20 protein-coding genes are annotated in these 16,186 nt (G+C 43.3%); 14 read left to right on the top strand and 6 right to left on the bottom strand.

Going from position 1 to position 16,186, the window contains the following annotated elements:
* Positions 1–2 precede the first annotated feature (2 nt).
* Positions 3–185, bottom strand: coding sequence for a ComZ family protein (locus VP97_RS14990; RefSeq protein ID WP_050182718.1), 183 nt, complete (start codon positions 183–185; stop codon positions 3–5).
* A 157-nt stretch (positions 186–342) separates the two neighbouring features.
* On the opposite strand from VP97_RS14990, the gene VP97_RS14985 reads away from it, so the two are divergent.
* The 5 genes from VP97_RS14985 (at position 343) to VP97_RS14965 (ending at position 3,930) form a co-directional block, all read left to right on the top strand.
* Positions 343–525, top strand: a complete 183-nt coding sequence (locus tag VP97_RS14985) for a YjzD family protein (RefSeq protein WP_050182717.1) — start codon at positions 343–345, stop codon at positions 523–525.
* 135 nt (positions 526–660) lie between these two features.
* On the top strand, positions 661–1,593 hold the full coding sequence (locus VP97_RS14980; protein ID WP_050182716.1) for a beta-ketoacyl-ACP synthase III: 933 nt from the start codon (positions 661–663) through the stop codon (positions 1,591–1,593).
* Positions 1,594–1,620: 27 nt separating this feature from the next.
* Positions 1,621–2,862 carry a beta-ketoacyl-ACP synthase II gene (gene fabF / locus VP97_RS14975; protein ID WP_050182715.1) on the top strand — a complete coding sequence of 414 codons (1,242 nt, stop codon included), beginning with the start codon at positions 1,621–1,623 and terminating at the stop codon, positions 2,860–2,862.
* A gap of 76 nt (positions 2,863–2,938) precedes the next feature.
* On the top strand, positions 2,939–3,127 hold the full coding sequence (locus tag VP97_RS14970) for a YuzI family membrane protein (protein WP_050182714.1): 189 nt from the start codon (positions 2,939–2,941) through the stop codon (positions 3,125–3,127).
* Between the two features lie 56 nt (positions 3,128–3,183).
* Positions 3,184–3,930 (top strand): DUF3603 family protein, encoded by a 747-nt coding sequence (locus tag VP97_RS14965; RefSeq protein WP_050182713.1) that lies wholly within the window; start codon positions 3,184–3,186, stop codon positions 3,928–3,930.
* Between the two features lie 32 nt (positions 3,931–3,962).
* On the opposite strand, the gene trpS is transcribed toward VP97_RS14965, so the two are convergent.
* Positions 3,963–4,955 carry a tryptophan--tRNA ligase gene (gene trpS, locus VP97_RS14960; RefSeq protein ID WP_172656786.1) on the bottom strand — a complete coding sequence of 331 codons (993 nt, stop codon included), beginning with the start codon at positions 4,953–4,955 and terminating at the stop codon, positions 3,963–3,965.
* A 391-nt stretch (positions 4,956–5,346) separates the two neighbouring features.
* On the opposite strand from trpS, the gene VP97_RS14950 reads away from it, so the two are divergent.
* From VP97_RS14950 to pepF, 5 genes are all read left to right on the top strand, one after another.
* The gene (locus VP97_RS14950) at positions 5,347–5,940 is read left to right on the top strand and encodes a GNAT family N-acetyltransferase (RefSeq protein ID WP_050182711.1); all 594 of its coding nucleotides are present in this window, start codon (positions 5,347–5,349) and stop codon (positions 5,938–5,940) included.
* A 230-nt stretch (positions 5,941–6,170) separates the two neighbouring features.
* A complete protein-coding gene (gene spxA, locus VP97_RS14945; RefSeq protein ID WP_045850634.1) occupies positions 6,171–6,566 on the top strand; it encodes a transcriptional regulator SpxA in 396 nt (131 codons plus the stop codon).
* Positions 6,567–6,781: 215 nt separating this feature from the next.
* A complete protein-coding gene (mecA, locus tag VP97_RS14940; protein WP_050182710.1) occupies positions 6,782–7,423 on the top strand; it encodes an adaptor protein MecA in 642 nt (213 codons plus the stop codon).
* Positions 7,424–7,525: 102 nt separating this feature from the next.
* On the top strand, positions 7,526–8,650 hold the full coding sequence (locus VP97_RS14935; RefSeq protein WP_050182709.1) for a competence protein CoiA: 1,125 nt from the start codon (positions 7,526–7,528) through the stop codon (positions 8,648–8,650).
* Between the two features lie 68 nt (positions 8,651–8,718).
* Positions 8,719–10,533 (top strand): oligoendopeptidase F, encoded by a 1,815-nt coding sequence (gene pepF, locus VP97_RS14930; RefSeq protein WP_050182708.1) that lies wholly within the window; start codon positions 8,719–8,721, stop codon positions 10,531–10,533.
* A gap of 246 nt (positions 10,534–10,779) precedes the next feature.
* On the opposite strand, the gene VP97_RS14925 is transcribed toward pepF, so the two are convergent.
* The 4 genes from VP97_RS14925 to VP97_RS14910 all read right to left on the bottom strand — a co-directional run bounded on the left by VP97_RS14925 (position 10,780) and on the right by VP97_RS14910 (position 13,326).
* Entirely contained in the window at positions 10,780–11,604 is an 825-nt protein-coding gene (locus VP97_RS14925; RefSeq protein WP_050182750.1) for a ClpXP adapter SpxH family protein, read from the bottom strand.
* Between the two features lie 5 nt (positions 11,605–11,609).
* Positions 11,610–12,008, bottom strand: a complete 399-nt coding sequence (locus tag VP97_RS14920) for a globin domain-containing protein (protein WP_050182707.1) — start codon at positions 12,006–12,008, stop codon at positions 11,610–11,612.
* Between the two features lie 120 nt (positions 12,009–12,128).
* Complete coding sequence (locus VP97_RS14915; protein ID WP_050182706.1) at positions 12,129–12,749, bottom strand: lytic transglycosylase domain-containing protein; 621 nt, start codon at positions 12,747–12,749, stop codon at positions 12,129–12,131.
* Between the two features lie 4 nt (positions 12,750–12,753).
* Positions 12,754–13,326 (bottom strand): CYTH domain-containing protein, encoded by a 573-nt coding sequence (locus VP97_RS14910; protein WP_050182749.1) that lies wholly within the window; start codon positions 13,324–13,326, stop codon positions 12,754–12,756.
* A gap of 130 nt (positions 13,327–13,456) precedes the next feature.
* Here VP97_RS14910 and VP97_RS14905 point away from each other — a divergent pair, with 130 nt between their 5' ends.
* From VP97_RS14905 to VP97_RS14890, 4 genes are read left to right on the top strand one after another with little or no spacing between them, the layout of a single operon-like run.
* Complete coding sequence (locus VP97_RS14905; RefSeq protein WP_050182705.1) at positions 13,457–13,837, top strand: UPF0738 family protein; 381 nt, start codon at positions 13,457–13,459, stop codon at positions 13,835–13,837.
* Positions 13,838–13,852: 15 nt separating this feature from the next.
* Positions 13,853–14,470 (top strand): GTP diphosphokinase, encoded by a 618-nt coding sequence (yjbM, locus tag VP97_RS14900; RefSeq protein WP_050182704.1) that lies wholly within the window; start codon positions 13,853–13,855, stop codon positions 14,468–14,470.
* A gap of 26 nt (positions 14,471–14,496) precedes the next feature.
* A complete protein-coding gene (locus tag VP97_RS14895) occupies positions 14,497–15,291 on the top strand; it encodes an NAD kinase (protein WP_050182703.1) in 795 nt (264 codons plus the stop codon).
* Positions 15,269–16,174: an RluA family pseudouridine synthase gene (locus VP97_RS14890; protein ID WP_050182702.1), complete on the top strand. Its 906-nt coding sequence runs from the start codon at positions 15,269–15,271 to the stop codon at positions 16,172–16,174. The genes VP97_RS14895 and VP97_RS14890 overlap by 23 nt, the downstream gene beginning before the upstream one ends.
* The last annotated feature ends 12 nt before the right edge of the window (positions 16,175–16,186 follow it).

Below are 16,186 nucleotides of genomic sequence, written 5' to 3'. Positions count from 1 at the left end.
TTTTATTCTTCAAGCAATGCTTCTTTTTTGCCCAGGTCGTAGGCTTCCTGCATGACTTTCATAAACAAGCCGAAAAACGGCTCCGCCATTGCGGGTGAAAATTCAAGGCCGGCTTCCTGCATTTTTTGCTGCGCTTCCGGCAAGTATTTCATGGCAATTTGCATAAATTCCATATTTTTTTCCATGAGAGGGTCTCCTTTTTGGCTTCAGCCAGTGCTTTCCTTTATTTTAGTCAATCTGCAAAAATCGTCAAGAAAAAGAAACACTTTTTACGCGCGCAAGCTGATAAATATGCTACTATTAAGAACAGAGTACATAAAAAGAATTAAAGGAGGTCCCTGCATGCAGTATCTAATGACGTTTTTCTGGACATTTCTTTTGTCTGAAATGACAGTATATGTTGTTTCATCCATGAATGGTGCAGTATTTCATTTTGAAACAGGTGTTTTTCTTGCCATTGTCCTGACTATTCTGCTTGTTGTTATTACCACGCTGATTCCAAATGATCCAATTGAAAAGCACTAAAATGAAAGCGGGTTCCCACTAGGTGGAATTCGCTTTTCCTATTTAGACATTGCATTTAAAGACGTTTTTCAGTAAAATTAGTACCAAGTCATAATAATTGCTATCACAAAATGTGGTTGAAGGAAGGTGCGTTTTTTGAACGCTGGAATATGGGGAATGGGACGTTACATTCCGGATCAAGTAATTACAAACTTTGATCTTGAAAAAAGAATGGATACCTCTGACGAATGGATCCGCACCCGCACAGGCATCGAGGAACGCCGCATTGCAGAAGATGAAATCGGTACTGTTCATATGGCCGCAAAAGCAGCCGAAAAAGCCATTCAGCATGCAGGAATCAATCCAGAAGAAATTGATTTAATTATTACAGCAACCGTTACACCGGATCACAGCTTTCCATCGGTTTCGTGTGAAATTCAGCATGAAATCGGAGCAGTCAATGCAGCCGCCATGGATATTAGTGCTGCGTGTGCCGGGTTTATGTATGGTATCGTTACGGGAAAACAGTTTATCGAAACAGGTGCATATAAACATGTGCTTGTGATTGGTGCAGAAAAGCTATCGAATCTGATTGACTGGGAAGACCGAAATACTGCTGTTCTGTTTGGAGACGGAGCAGGAGCTGCTGTTCTTGGACCGGTGGCAGAAGGACGCGGAATTTTATCTTTTGAGCTTGGAGCTGACGGGCGCGGCGGCAAGCATTTGTATGAAGACAAGTATGTGAAAATGAATGGTCGTGAAGTGTTTAAATTTGCCGTTCGCCAAATGGGAGAATCTTCTATCAGTGTAATTGAAAAAGCGGGTCTCCAAAAAGAGGACATTGATTTTCTTATGCCGCACCAGGCTAATATACGTATTATGGAATCGGCACGAGAGCGACTTGGCCTGTCTCCAGAAAAAATGTCTGTAACTGTTAACCAGTTTGGCAATACCTCATCCGCATCTATTCCGCTGACCATGGTGGAAGAACTTGAGAATGGGCGGATAAAAGAAGATGATGTAATTGTAATGGTCGGCTTCGGGGGAGGCTTAACATGGGGCGCTATCGCAATGAGATGGGGACGTTAACAGTAATTTAACAAAGAGGTGAAAAATGTGGAAAAACGTAGAGTAGTGATTACCGGTCTAGGCATTGTTTCACCGGTTGGCAATACAGTAGAAGAAGCATGGAGCAATATCGTCGCAGGGAAAAGCGGCATTGGGCCAATGACCCGCTTGAATGCAGATGATTATCCAGCAAAAGTAGCGGCTGAAATCCATAATTTTGAGCCGGAGCAATTTATAGAAAAAAAAGAAGCACGTAAAATGGACCGCTTTACACAATTTGCCGTTGCAGCGGCTAAAATGGCTGTAGCGGATGCGAAGCTTGAAATTACAGAAGAAAACGCGCCGCGCATCGGTGTCTGGGTCGGTTCAGGCATCGGCGGCATGGAAACATTTGAAACACAGTATAAAACATTTTTAGAACGCGGCTACCGCCGGGTCAGCCCGTTTTTCGTGCCAATGATGATCCCTGATATGGCTGCAGGACAGGTATCTATTTACCTTGGAGCAAAAGGTGTAAACTCATGTACAGTAACTGCTTGTGCAACAGGAACAAACTCTATCGGTGATGCGTTTAAAGTTATTCAGCGCGGCGATGCCGATGCAATGATTTCAGGCGGGACAGAAGCGCCGATTACCCAGATGTCGGTTGCAGGGTTCTGCGCGAACACGGCACTTTCAACAAATCCCGACCCGGCTACAGCAAGCCGCCCATTTGATTCAGAACGCGATGGGTTTGTTATCGGAGAAGGAGCCGGTATTGTTGTTCTAGAAGAATTGGAGCATGCAAAAGCACGTGGCGCTCACATTTATGCCGAGATTGTCGGCTACGGCTCAACGGGTGATGCTCATCATATTACCGCACCGGCACCAGAAGGAGAAGGCGGCTCCCGGGCCATGAAAATGGCAATTGAGGATGCGGGTCTGGCTCCATCTGATATCGATTATATTAACGCCCACGGAACAAGCACGCCTTATAATGATAAATTTGAAACGGCAGCGATTAAAACGGTCTTTGGTGATCATGCCAAAGAGTTGGCCGTTTCTTCAACAAAATCAATGACGGGCCATCTGCTTGGTGCGGCTGGCGGTGTTGAAGCCATTTTTACTGCACTTGCCATTCAGGAAAACACGCTTCCGCCAACAATCAATTTGCAAAATCCCGATCCAGAATGCGACCTTGATTACGTGCCAAATGAAGCACGCAAAAGTGAAGTTCGCGCAGCGATGAGCAACTCGCTTGGATTTGGCGGTCACAATGCGACGATTGTGCTGAAACAATACAACGATTAAAAAAACAGGCCTCGGCCTGTTTTTTTTTTGCTTCCTTTGCATATACATGAAGGACAAGCTGTGGGGGCGTGATAGAATGAGGTTCATTCTTTTTTTAACCGGCTTTGGCCTGGCAGTAGCAGGCGGAATTAGCTTTATTATGTATCTTAATTTACTTGCGGCAGGTATGACATGGTCTGAATATATGCTCTTTACGATACGACGCCCGGAATGTTATTTATTTTTCCTGGGCTGGCTGCTCATGTTTTTTGGTTTTATTGAATAAAGTAACAAAAACGTGTCGATAATGAACCCATAAAACGGTAATCAAGGAGGAATTTGATGCTGTACCTTCATGACGTGTGGGTGAACTGGTTCGAGGGAGAAGAAAATGGATGCAATGTATGCCCGTATCACGAATGGCGAAAAGACGACGGGATGATGCTGCTTGATCAAGTACCTGTTTTGATTTTGCGTAAAAATGCGATGGATTTTTTTGAAAAAACTTTATGTGAATTACCAGAAGAACTACTGAAAAAAGTGGAAAGCAAAGCGTTTATCCGCAAAGGAAGCAAGCGTGAAATGATGGAGTACTGCTTTATCGTTTCAGATGGAGACCGGACGATGGCGGTTGATACAAACGGTTATCGGGTACCAATTAAAAAAAGCCGGATTATGCCGCAGCATGAATTAATTGTTCGGGAAATGGCGGACTGCCATCCGGCAGAACCTTTTTATTTCCCGGACATGGTTGAAAAAGAATATAGTCTCGCAGAACCGGCACCAGAGTGGATGGCGGGATTAACAAGAAAAGAAAGACAGTTAAAAACACTTTTGTTAATGGCGATTGATCAGCTGATTGAATCAGACCATGAGCCGGCACTCAAGTATTGGCTGACAGAATGGAAGCCGGAAAAGTATGAAATTATCCGGCAAATGGACTGGGAATCTGCTGTGAATATGTTCAGTGAAACCATTGTGATCGGCTGGACTCATGCGCATGAGCAATTATGTGCCCAGATGATTAAAGGGCGCCCATTCTTCGAGAAAATGTACGAGCAGGAAATGAAAGTCGTAATAACTAAATAAAAAAACGTTCCGGCATAAACCGGAACGTTTTTTTATTTGCGCTTGCGGCCGAGGCCCATCGCATTTTCCATTTTTTGAAGCATTCTTCCAGCTTTAAGACGTGCTCGTTCTGCACCTTCATCTAAAATCTGGTCAAGTTCATCCGACTCAATTAACGCATAGTAACGTTCTTGGATAGGAGCCAGGTGCTTTACTACTACATCGGCTGTCGCCTGTTTAAAGTCTCCGTAGCCTTTTCCGCTAAACTGTTGTTCAAGGTCGGCAATAGAAATTCCCTCAAGAGCTGAATAGATAGACAGGAGGTTTGAAACACCCGGCTTGTTTGCTTTGTCGTATTTCACTACACCATCTGAATCGGTAACAGCACTTTTAATTTTTTTCTCAATTTGCTTTGGATCATCCAAAAGTGTAATAAACGCTTTTTGATTCGAATCCGATTTGCTCATTTTTTTCGTTGGTTCCTGTAAAGACATGACTCGCGCACCCTCTTTCGGGATACGCACTTCAGGAATTGTAAAAATATTGTTGTATTTTCGGTTGAACCGCTCTGCCAGATCACGCGTGAGCTCAAGATGCTGCTTTTGATCTTCTCCAACAGGCACCAGGTCGGTTCCGTAAAGCAAAATGTCAGCTGCCATTAATGGAGGATATGTCAAAAGACCGGCAGATACGGCTTCTTTACCCGCTGATTTGTCTTTAAATTGTGTCATGCGTTCCAGCTCTCCAATATAAGCCACACATTGGAGCATCCAGCCTGCCTGTGCATGAGCTGGTACTTCTGACTGAATAAACAGCGTAGCTTTAGAAGGATCCAGACCGATGGCTACGTAAAGCGCTGCCAGACTGCGGATATTTTTGCGCAGTGCAAGCCGGTCCTGTTGAACAGTAATGGCATGCTCATCTACAATGCAGAAAAAACAGTCATAGTCTTCTTGCAGTTCAACAAACTGCCGCATTGCACCAATATAATTACCTAATGTAACCGATCCACTTGGCTGAATACCGGAAAAAATTGTTTTCATCATTAGTCCAATTCACTTCGTTTCATCTTAATATGTGTTCCATTATAAATAAAACAAACTGAATATTCAAGATGACAGGAAGTAAGAAAAGATCAGAGTGAGCAGGGCAGCGGCAACGCCTATGGTCAGGAAGGGGCGGTCCAATCAGTGGGTTTCCGTGTGTTATATTCCTGATGAAGTTCAGCGGTGTCATCTAAGTGATCGAATTGTGCTTTATAAGCGCCTTCTTTTGAAAACTTATAGCCTTTCCGAGTGGCATCAATGTGGGGATAAATTCCGAAAATTATCAGGCGGTCCGTTAAAGCGGCCGCTTTTTTTATTATTTGTTTAATGATGCGAAATGTGTCTATATTATATAAGAAGTACAAAATACAGGTCAGCAAAGGAGACATGCATGAACTGGTACGAAAAATTAAATCAATATTTTCCGATTGAAGAAATGAAGGCCAAAGAACAGATGGATGTGCTGCTCGCTGAACGCAGTGATATTTACCATAAAGATGAGGGCCCCAACCACGTGCTTATTTACGTAGAGTTTGATGGGTTTGTTTTTGTCGACTATCTTTTCGTGTCTAAAGATGCCCGAGGACAAGGACTGGGCAAGAAACTGATTGACAAATTAAAGTCGAAAAACAAACCGGTTATCCTTGAGGTGGAACCGGTCCAATATGATGACACCGATACAGAAAAACGGCTTCGCTTTTATGCACGCGAAGAATTTCAGCATGCTACAAAAATTGGCTATCGCCGCCGTTCGCTTGCAACCGGCAAAGAAACAGTAATGGAAATTCTTTATTGGAGTCCGAGCGGTGCGGATGAAGAAACGATTTATGAAGCAATGGTTCAAACATACCGCGATATTCATAAATATAAAGATAAAGAAATTTACGGTGCTCCTTTTGCGCCTGTAAATGAGACGCTTTCTTTTAAAGAGGAACAGAAGCGAGAAAATATTCTTGAACCTTTTGAATCTCCCCAAAAAGTTTAAAAAGGTCCAGCTTTGACGTTTAGCTGACACATTCACCGGGTACAATATGGTTGTAAGGAAAATATAATTTTTTTACAATTGAAAATGATATTCAATTGGCTGTCATTTCATGGTATAATACATATGTAGCCGGTTGTTGAGGAGTTTCACTTATCTTGAAATCTCCATGAACGTTCAATTCCTCAAATTGACAGGTATTATATATTTTATTTAAGGAGTGTGAATGAGGAATGGTTACACTATACACATCACCAAGCTGCACCTCATGCCGGAAAGCAAAAGCATGGTTAGAGGAACACGAAATTCCTTACGTGGAACGCAATATTTTCTCAGAGCCTTTAAGCATTGATGAGATCAAAGAAATTTTGCGTATGACGGAGGACGGAACGGATGAAATCATTTCAACACGTTCGAAAATTTTCCAAAAATTGAATGTTGATCTTGAAACACTTCCACTTCAAGATTTGTTCGAATTAATTCGTCAAAACCCGGGCTTACTTCGTCGTCCAATTATTATGGATGAAAAGCGTCTGCAGGTTGGTTATAATGAAGATGAGATTCGCCGTTTCCTACCACGGAAAGTTCGTACTTTCCAGCTGCTTGAAGCACAGCGTATGGTTAACTAATTGACAAAGAAAAATTCCTGCCCGATATGCAGGAATTTTTTTATTTTTTTATCCGTTTTCGCTTGAAGAACATAGAAAATTCAGTTAGAATGTGCAGACACCTAAGTCTTTCTGTTTTCATTTACACCTTGTTTATCATACAATAGAAGGAAGGGATGGGGACTATATTTTCCACAGCCCTGTGAACCCTCTAAATGGAAGGGAGAGACCGCATAATGGAAATTGAACGCATTAATGATAATACGGTGAAGTTTTTCATATCATACGTTGATATAGAAGAACGGGGCTTTGATCGCGAGGAAATCTGGTATAACCGGGAACGCAGCGAAGAACTGTTCTGGGATATGATGGAGGAAGTCCATGATGAAGAAGATTTTACAGTGGATGGACCTCTTTGGATACAGGTACATGCTTTAGATAAAGGGTTGGAGATTTTAGTTACTCAGGCCAACCTGACAAAAGATGGACAGCGCTTGGAATTGCCATTTTCGAGCGATAAAATGGATGTGAACGGGCAAATTGAAGATTTGCTTGACGAGCATTTTGATCGTTCGGAAGAAGATGATGCACCGCTTGACTTTGTTCTTGCCTTCCGCGATTTTGAAGATGTAATTGCGTTAAGCAGGCGAGGCGGTCTCGACTATTTAACCACTTCCTTGTATGCGCATGAAAATCGTTACTATTTGTTTGTTGAGTTTGCCGATGATCGGTTCCAGGAAGAAGAAATCGACGATGCGCTCAGCATGCTGCTTGAATATACACACGAATCTCGCATGACGATCCACACACTTCAGGAATATGGAAAATGTATCATGCCTGAAAATGTGTTCGAGACCGTCCGCCAATACTTTTCATAATCGGCATCCTCTTGACCTGTCAAGAGGGTGTTTTTTTTTTGTAAAAAAAAGGAGGACTCGATTCGTATGTCGAATGGTATGGTATAGAAAGGAGCAGATAAAATGCTTTCAGCAGTAAATGCGCTTGGAGAGCCTGTTGTGCTGGCGGGTCCAGAAGCGAAGTTGTTAGCCAGCCAGTTAAAAGAAAAACCTCATTACTGTCCACAATGCGGCAGTCCTGTCATCATTAAAGCAGGAGACATCAACATCCCTCATTTTTCCCACATTTCCCACTCTTTATGCAATTCTTTTTCAGAATCTGAATCTCCAAGGCACTTAACAGGAAAATCCGATTTATTTCATTGGATTACGCAAACAACAGACGCTCAATTAGAAGCGCGCCTGCCAGATGGTTCACAGCGCCCAGACATTTTAGCGGGGAATATAGCAGTTGAATTTCAGTGCTCTACTATTTCTGCTCCACTGTTTAAAGAGCGTACAGAAAAGTATACAGCACGCGGTCTGATTCCCTTTTGGATCTACGGCGGCAAGCCATTGGAACGAAAAGGATCTTATATTAAGTTGACGCCCTTTCAGCGATTATTTTTGCGTTTCCATCCTCAGCTTGGTTTTTACTTTTTATCCTATTGTCCGGAACAAAAGGGATTTACTATTTACGAAAAAATTGTACCCATAACTGTAACACTGTGCTTCTCAAAACAACGGTTTATTCCTTTAGAAAGGATGACTTTTCCTCCGTCTGCGTCTGCTGGTGAAAAAATTAGTTTTAAGCTGACATTGTTTTTTGACCAGAAGCAAAAATGGATAACCCAGTCTCTGCAATTCGGAAAGGGTCGCCAGCATCCTTTTTTCCAAGCTGTTTACGCAGCCGGACGTAATCCATATTTATTACCAGAACAAATCGGGCTGCCCGTTCAAAGCAGCATAGCGATTCGTAATCATCCAATCGAATGGCAATTTTATTTGCTGCTGGATCTGCCAAGACGTCCGCCGGAAGAAACCATCAGGCGTCGAATCGAGCTAGGTCACTTGAAAGAGCAGCCGCTGCCGCTTGCTCGTGAAAAAACACCAGAAAGGGCTGCATTGGAGTACATAGCGCTGCTTAAGAGAATAGGAAAGCAGCTCAGCCTTAGCCCGGACAGCCCTTCACTAGGCGTAAAATTAAAAAAAGAAACCTTATTTACAGAAGCATTCGGGGAGATTGTCGCTGATAAGCTGATTTTTTGAGGTGAAAAACAAAGGAATATATAATTAGGAAGGAGAATGGTTATATACATAAAAGGAGGTTTTTGAAGATGGCAGAAAATGCAGTAAAACAGCTTCCGGCTCGCTCCGAGGTACCGGAAGAGCTAAAATGGCGTCTTGAAGATATTTTTGCAACAGACGAAGAGTGGGAAGAGGAATTCAAAGCGCTACAGGCGCTAGCAGGAGAAGCGTCTTCATACAAAGGAACACTCGGTGAAAGTGCAGAGCAGATGCATGCTTTTTTCTCCTGGCAGGATGTACTGCTTGAGAGAATGGGCCGCTTATATACGTATGCACATATGCGTTATGACGAAGACACACAAAATGCTCACTATCAGGGTATGAATGACCGGGCAAAAATGCTATACACACAAATTGCCGGAGCGCTTTCATTTGCTGATCCAGAAATTTTATCTATTGAAGAAAAAAAGGTCAATGAGTTTGTTGCCTCTTATGAACCGCTTCAGCTATATAAAAAAGTGCTCGATGACTTGAACAAACAGCGTCCGCACGTTTTGTCCGCAGCAGAAGAAAATCTGCTGGCACAGGCGTCGGATGTACTGGGCTCGTCGAGTACCACCTTTGGTATGCTAAACAATGCGGACCTTGAATTTCCAGTCATCCAGGATGAAAATGGAGAAAGCGTACAAATTACACATGGTAATTATGTTCGATTTTTAGAGTCGTCTGATCGACGCGTTCGTGAAGACGCATTCAAAGCCGTATATGCAACCTACGGGAAATTTAAAAATACATTTGCTTCGACACTATCTGGCCAGGTGAAACGCGATAACTTTTCTGCTGGCGTACGTCATTATAAAAGTGCGCGTGAGGCAGCTCTTTCACGTAATCATATTCCGGAAGCCGTATATGACAATTTAGTTTCTACAATCAATCAAAATTTGCCGCTACTTCACCGTTATGTAGCGCTGCGTAAGCGAGTACTTGGTCTTGATGAATTGCATATGTATGATTTGTACACACCGCTTGTAGCGGAAGGCAAGTTTGACGTAACGTATGATGAAGCGAAAGAATGGCTTCAAAAAGGTTTACAGCCGCTTGGAAAAGAGTACAACGATATTTTAACAAAAGGGCTGGAAAGCCGCTGGGTCGATGTAGTTGAAAATAAAGGCAAGAGAAGTGGTGCTTATTCTTCAGGTGCTTATGGCACGAATCCATATGTGCTAATGAACTGGCAGGATAATGTGAACAACCTGTTTACGCTGGCACACGAATTTGGTCATAGTATTCACAGCTATTATACGCGCGAAAATCAGCCATATATTTACGGGGATTATTCTATTTTCGTAGCAGAAGTAGCCTCTACATGTAATGAGTCGATTTTAAACGATTATCTGCTGAAAACAACAGATGATGAGAAAAAACGTATTTACCTGCTGAATCATTTTCTGGAAACATTCCGCGGGACTGTTTTCCGTCAGACGATGTTTGCAGAATTTGAACATCTGGTGCATGAAAAAGCGCAAAAAGGAGAAGCTTTGACCGCGGAAGGTTTGAGCGAAGCGTATTACGAACTAAATAAAAAATATTTCGGAGACGACATGGTGATTGACGAAGAAATTGCGCTTGAATGGGCACGTATTCCACATTTCTATTATAATTATTATGTCTATCAGTATGCGACTGGCTTAAGCGCAGCAATCGCTTTGTCTTCACAAATTTTAAAAGACGGCGAGCCGGCTGCCCAGCGGTACATTAATGAGTTCCTAAAAGCAGGAAGCTCTGCCGATCCAATTGAAGTATTGAAGCGTGCAGGTGTGGATATGACGGAAGCTGCGCCTATTGAAGCAGCCTGCCGCGTATTCGAAGAAACACTGGATGAAATGGAAAAATTGCTGGGTTGATTTGTAAGTTAACGCTGTCAAATCCATTATTATGTCGATTTTGTGAACTGAAGAGTCATGTCTTGCAAAAAATGTGCCATACATGATACGATGAGGTCGTGAAGTTGATCACAAACAAACATATACCCCTTTGTTTGACCGTGAAAAATTTCTCCCATCCCCTTTGTTCGTAGGAAAAAGCTCCGCTTCGGCGGAGCTTTTTCTGTTTAAAGACAATAAAAACGCCAGCATTGGATGCTGGCGTTTTTATTGAGTATATTCCCAGAAAGCGCCACACTTTGTGTTGATTTTCCGGACTTTACGCTGCAGGAGCAGCTTTTTCATTTCGCATTCTGTTTGCGTGTCTGTCCAATCATAAACCCCTCTTATCTCACTCGTCGCCGCTATACGAAAATACTGCATGAACTCTTCAAGCGAAGGCGGAGCAAGAGGCTCCGGAATTTCTTCTAAAATTTCCTGCAAAATCTGAACATAAATATCGTATGAATAAAGTCCAGAAATTTTAATGCCTTCATCTTCAATGCGTTCATTAAAAAATACAATTGTCGGCGCCTCGTCTACATCCATCTCACAAGTAATGGCCAAATCACATTGAAAAGCCTTGGTTGCACCGGCTGAATAAATATCATTTAAAAACTCTTTTTTATCAAGTCCTGCTTCTTCAGCACACCGGGTGAGTACAGCTAGATCGGCTATGTTTTCTTTGTCTAAAAACAATTGTTCTTGAATTTTCCGAAGAAACTTACTGCCAGCCCGCTTTCCCTGCAGCTCAGCTGCTTTGATCGCAATAGATGCTAGAAAAGGAGATTCCACCGTTTCTTCCATCCAAATGGATTCCTCACAGGCGAGACCGCTTCCGCCCCGCTCCACTGCAAGAAGGGGCTTACTCGTATTCAAAGCAGTCAGCTTGCCGGTTAACACTTGTTTTAACTTAAAATAATGGCCATATTCTATCTGCAGCTTTCGAATAAGTGGATCGAGTGCCCAGCATTCTGAACATAAAGGATCAATAAATACATAGAGTTCAAGAGGCTTTTGCCGGGCAGAGCAAATCCGTTCAGGCAGTTGCATCGAATTCACAAAGCATCACCCTTATCATTCGGCTGGTTCACCATATGAAAAGCCGTTTGTTTAAGTCGTTCAAAAAAGAAAGCACGCAATTCACCGGTTAATTGCACATCATCCATTGCCGCTTTCATGCATTCAAGCCAGGCTTCTGCGCGCACTGGCGTAATAGGAAACGGTAAATGGCGTGCCCGGAGCATCGGGTGCCCGTGTTCATCTGTATAAAGGCTTGGTCCACCTAGAAATTGAGTTAAAAACTGCTTCTGCTTTCGGGCAGTTTCCGTTAAATCATCGGGAAAAATCGGCGCAAGATCCGGATGCTGCGAAACGCGGCTGTAAAAAACGTCCACCAGTTCTGAAAGCTGTTTCCCACCAATGATGTCGTATGGAACATTGGATTGCTCGGCCATAAACGTGACTCCTTTTTCCTCTTAATGTATCTTCATTTTAACAAGGCTTTCGACATAAAACAAATGATAGGATTGAGGAGATAACTCCAAAACATTCCTTTTCTTTAAAAAAAACCGGCTCTACGCATTGTAGTAGCCGGTTACTTTTTTTACATAGTTTTGTGTTTCGCTAAATGGCGGGATTCCGCCGTGTTTTTTTACATTGCCCGGCCCTGCATTATATGCAGCAAGCGCCAGTGAAATGTCTCCATCAAACATATCAAGCATCTGGCGCAGGTATTTTGTTCCGCCAAATACATTCTGTTCTGGATCTTTTGAGTTTTGAACACCAAGGTAGCTTGCGGTGCCTGGCATTAATTGCATAAGACCTGTTGCTCCTACATAGCTGACCGCATTTGGATTAAAATTTGACTCCTGTTTAATAACAGATTGAATTAGTTTTTTTGGTACATTATACTTTTCGGCTGCCCGGGTGATGATATCATCAAAATTTGTTTTCGGTGCAGTCATTACATCTGCACCGGCTTTTGTGACAAGGGCTGGCTGCGTTGCAGAAGCAGCCCGTACAGTATCGGCTGTTCCTGCTTGAATAATGTCAAGTCCCTGTGCCAGTGCCTGCTGTAAAATAGAGCCAAATACAGCGCTTGTCCCAGCCGCGGAGGAGAATGGAGAAGTGTTTCCGGTTCCGGCGGCTTTAGCGACAGTTGTATTGATCATCGTGTTGAAAAAGTTTGTATCCACGTTGTTAGTTTCCCCCATGTTGTGTAAGTGCATGATAAAAACGGCGGATTTTATTTTCAGCCGGTTTGTAGTCGATGCCATATTTCGTCAAAAGCTGATGAAACACATCTTCTCCTGAAGCATCCTTTGCTTCGTATTCAATCTCGTAATCTTCTTGCCCGAGATAAGTGCTATGATCAAAAACGAGCAGGCCATCCTTATAGGTCATTTCTGCCCGTGTTGTCGAAAGTGTGCCAAAATGAACAAAGCGGGCAGAGCCAGCACGCTCAGCAGCCCGGTTGATGACTTTATTATGTGGAAGGCTGCCAGATAAGGCGTCCTTTACTTCGTCTTGTGACAATGAAACGGTTGATTCCAAAAGTCCAGTTTCAGCTGGCTCCTTCAGCGTCATTTCTGCCCGTCCGCCTTTTTCACGAATGCGAAGTGCGGAGCCAGCTTCTTTAAGCAAAAAATCGATTGTATCAAAATAGTGATTGGACTGATGCCGAAACGGTTCCGGATTAAAAGCGGCGACAAGATCATCAAACTGAGCCTTCGTAACTACACATTTAAATTCAATTTCAATTTCTTCGTTCATCGTGTCCGCCTCATTTTCCATAATGTTCTTCTTTTATTGTATCCTGTTCGAACGGTGTTTGAAAGAGCAAAATGTGGTAAAATGTTTACGAAGTTTTGAATGAACGGTTGTTCTAAAGGAGAAGTGAAAAATGAGAACGAAATGGCATTTTACAAAAACAGAATGGGTCGGCGAAACACTTCGTCTTGTATCAGAAGAAGACGTAGAGATAACACACCTGAAGCCGGTCCATCAGGTGATTACGGATTCAGACGCTGCGGCTTTTGTGTATTTGGCGGAAGCAGAGCCGGGCTATGTATATTTATATGTGCATGAAAGTACATGGAAAGAAGTGAAGCGGGCTCTTGACAGTCGTTATCCGATTGAAGCAGCTGGAACAGATGGTACGTTTTTACTTGAATCGTTTTATGAAGAAATGAACGACCTGCTCGTCAATATTGAAGGAAATAGCAACTACGGTGAAGAGATGGTAGAGAAAGTGGAACGTGTTTTTTTCGCCGAACAGCGCTGATGGAGGGCACCATGTATGGACAACTGGGATGAGTTTTTAGCACCTTACAAGCAGGCAGTAGAAGAGTTGAAAGTGAAGCTGAGGGGCATCCGTAAGCAGTTTGTAATTGAAGATGATCGTTCCCCAATTGAATTTGTAACAGGGCGGGTTAAGCCAGTTCCGAGTATTTTAGACAAAATGGAAACAAAGCGAATTCCGATAGAGCGTATTCAGCAGGATATGCAGGACATTGCCGGATTACGTATGATGTGCCAGTTTGTAGATGATATCAAAAACGTCGTCACCATTTTGCGAAAACGGAAAGACTTTAAAATTATCGAAGAAAAAGATTATATTTCTCATAAAAAGCCAAGCGGCTATCGGTCTTATCATGTGGTGATTGAATATCCCGTTCAAACCATTCATGGAGAGCGAAAGCTGCTTGCTGAAATTCAAATCCGGACGCTGGCCATGAACTTTTGGGCAACAATCGAGCATTCACTGAATTACAAATACAACGGCGATTTTCCAGAAGAAATTCAAACAAGACTGCAGCGTGCGGCAGAGGCTGCTTTCCGTCTGGATGAGGAAATGTCCTTGATCCGAGAAGAAATTCAAGAAGCACAGCTGTTTTTCACAAAGAAAAAAGAATAACTACTAATCGGCAGGGGTGAGGCAGAATGAAGTTTGCGATTACATCAAAAGGGGACGCCAAGTCCAATGCACTAATGCATAAGATCCGCAATTACTTGACGGATTTTAAATTAACGTATGACGAAAACGAGCCGGATATCGTGATTTCGGTTGGAGGGGACGGAACACTTCTTTACGCTTTCCACCGATATAGCGGACGTCTCGATAAAACGGCATTTGTTGGTGTGCATACTGGACATCTTGGTTTTTATGCAGACTGGACACCGGATGAAATTGAAAAGCTGGTAATTGCTATCGCACGGACACCGTACCAGATTATTGAATATCCGCTTCTTGAAGCCATCATTCGTTACCAGGATGGCGGTAAAGAAACACGTTATCTCGCGTTGAACGAATCGACTGTAAAAAGCGTAGATGGAACACTTGTGATGGATGTAGAAATTCGTGGCGAGCAGTTTGAAAGGTTTCGTGGTGACGGGCTGTGCGTATCAACACCATCTGGCAGTACTGCCTATAACAAAGCGCTTGGCGGGGCTATTTTGCATCCGTCAATTCGTGCGCTGCAGCTTGCAGAAATGGCGTCGATTAATAACCGTGTATTCCGGACTGTCGGCTCGCCACTTATTTTACCGGCCCATCACACATGTATTTTAAAACCAGTTAACCGGCCTGATTTTCTTGTCACAATCGATCATTTAACCATCCTGCATAAAGACGTCAAGTCAATTCAATACCGGGTTGCTACTGAAAAAATCCGCTTTGCCCGTTTTCGTCCGTTCCCATTTTGGAAAAGGGTGCATGATTCCTTTGTCAGCAGTTAAAGGGACTCCGTTTGAACTGAACTGGATAGCGGATGAAGGTGGAATGCTGCTCCGTACCTTTTTGGCACAAAAAGCGATTTCAAAACGTGCTTTAACGGATATTAAATTTGCAGGCGGGCTGATCCAGGTAAACGGCCGCGAAGTAAATGTACGCCATGTGCTCGCTGCAGGAGATAAAGTCCGAGTGGTGTTTCCGCCCGAGGTGCCATCAGATGGAATAGAAGCGGAGCCGATTGATCTGCCGATTTTGTTTGAAGACAGCCTGCTGATCGCTGTAGCCAAACCAGCAGGCATGAATACAATTCCATCACGTGAGCACCCGTCTGGTTCTCTTGCCTCCGGTCTGCTCTGGGTGTACAAAGAGCAGGGCCTGCAGGCAACAGTGCATATTGTCACCCGTCTGGACCGGGATACATCCGGTATTGTACTGGCAGCGAAGAATCGGTACGTGCATCACCTGATGTCTGAAATGCAAAAGCAAAAAAAGGTGTTCCGTCAATACGAAGCACTGGCAGAAGGCACGTTTACGGAAGTATCCGGTTTTGTTGAAGCGCCTATCGGACGCAGGGACGACAGTATTATTGAACGAATGGTACGCGAAGATGGTCAATACGCTCGCACTGGTTATCGGCTTATCCATCAGTACACCGAATTTGCTCATGTGGCTGTTAAACCGGAAACTGGGCGTACCCACCAAATTCGTGTTCACCTGGCTCATCTTGGTCATCCGCTTGCAGGTGATGATTTATATGGCGGCAGCAGGAACCGTATAAAAAGACAGGCACTTCATTGTGGCTTGCTGTCGTTTCGCCATCCTGTAACGGAAATGCCGATTCGCCTTACAATGCCCATGCCGATGGATATGAGAAATATACTTTCATAAAAATACCCGGAT

Source organism: Domibacillus robiginosus (genome assembly GCF_000966195.1).
Lineage (GTDB): Bacteria > Bacillota > Bacilli > Bacillales > Domibacillaceae > Domibacillus > Domibacillus robiginosus.
This window is presented reverse-complemented; position numbering and strand designations above follow the sequence as displayed.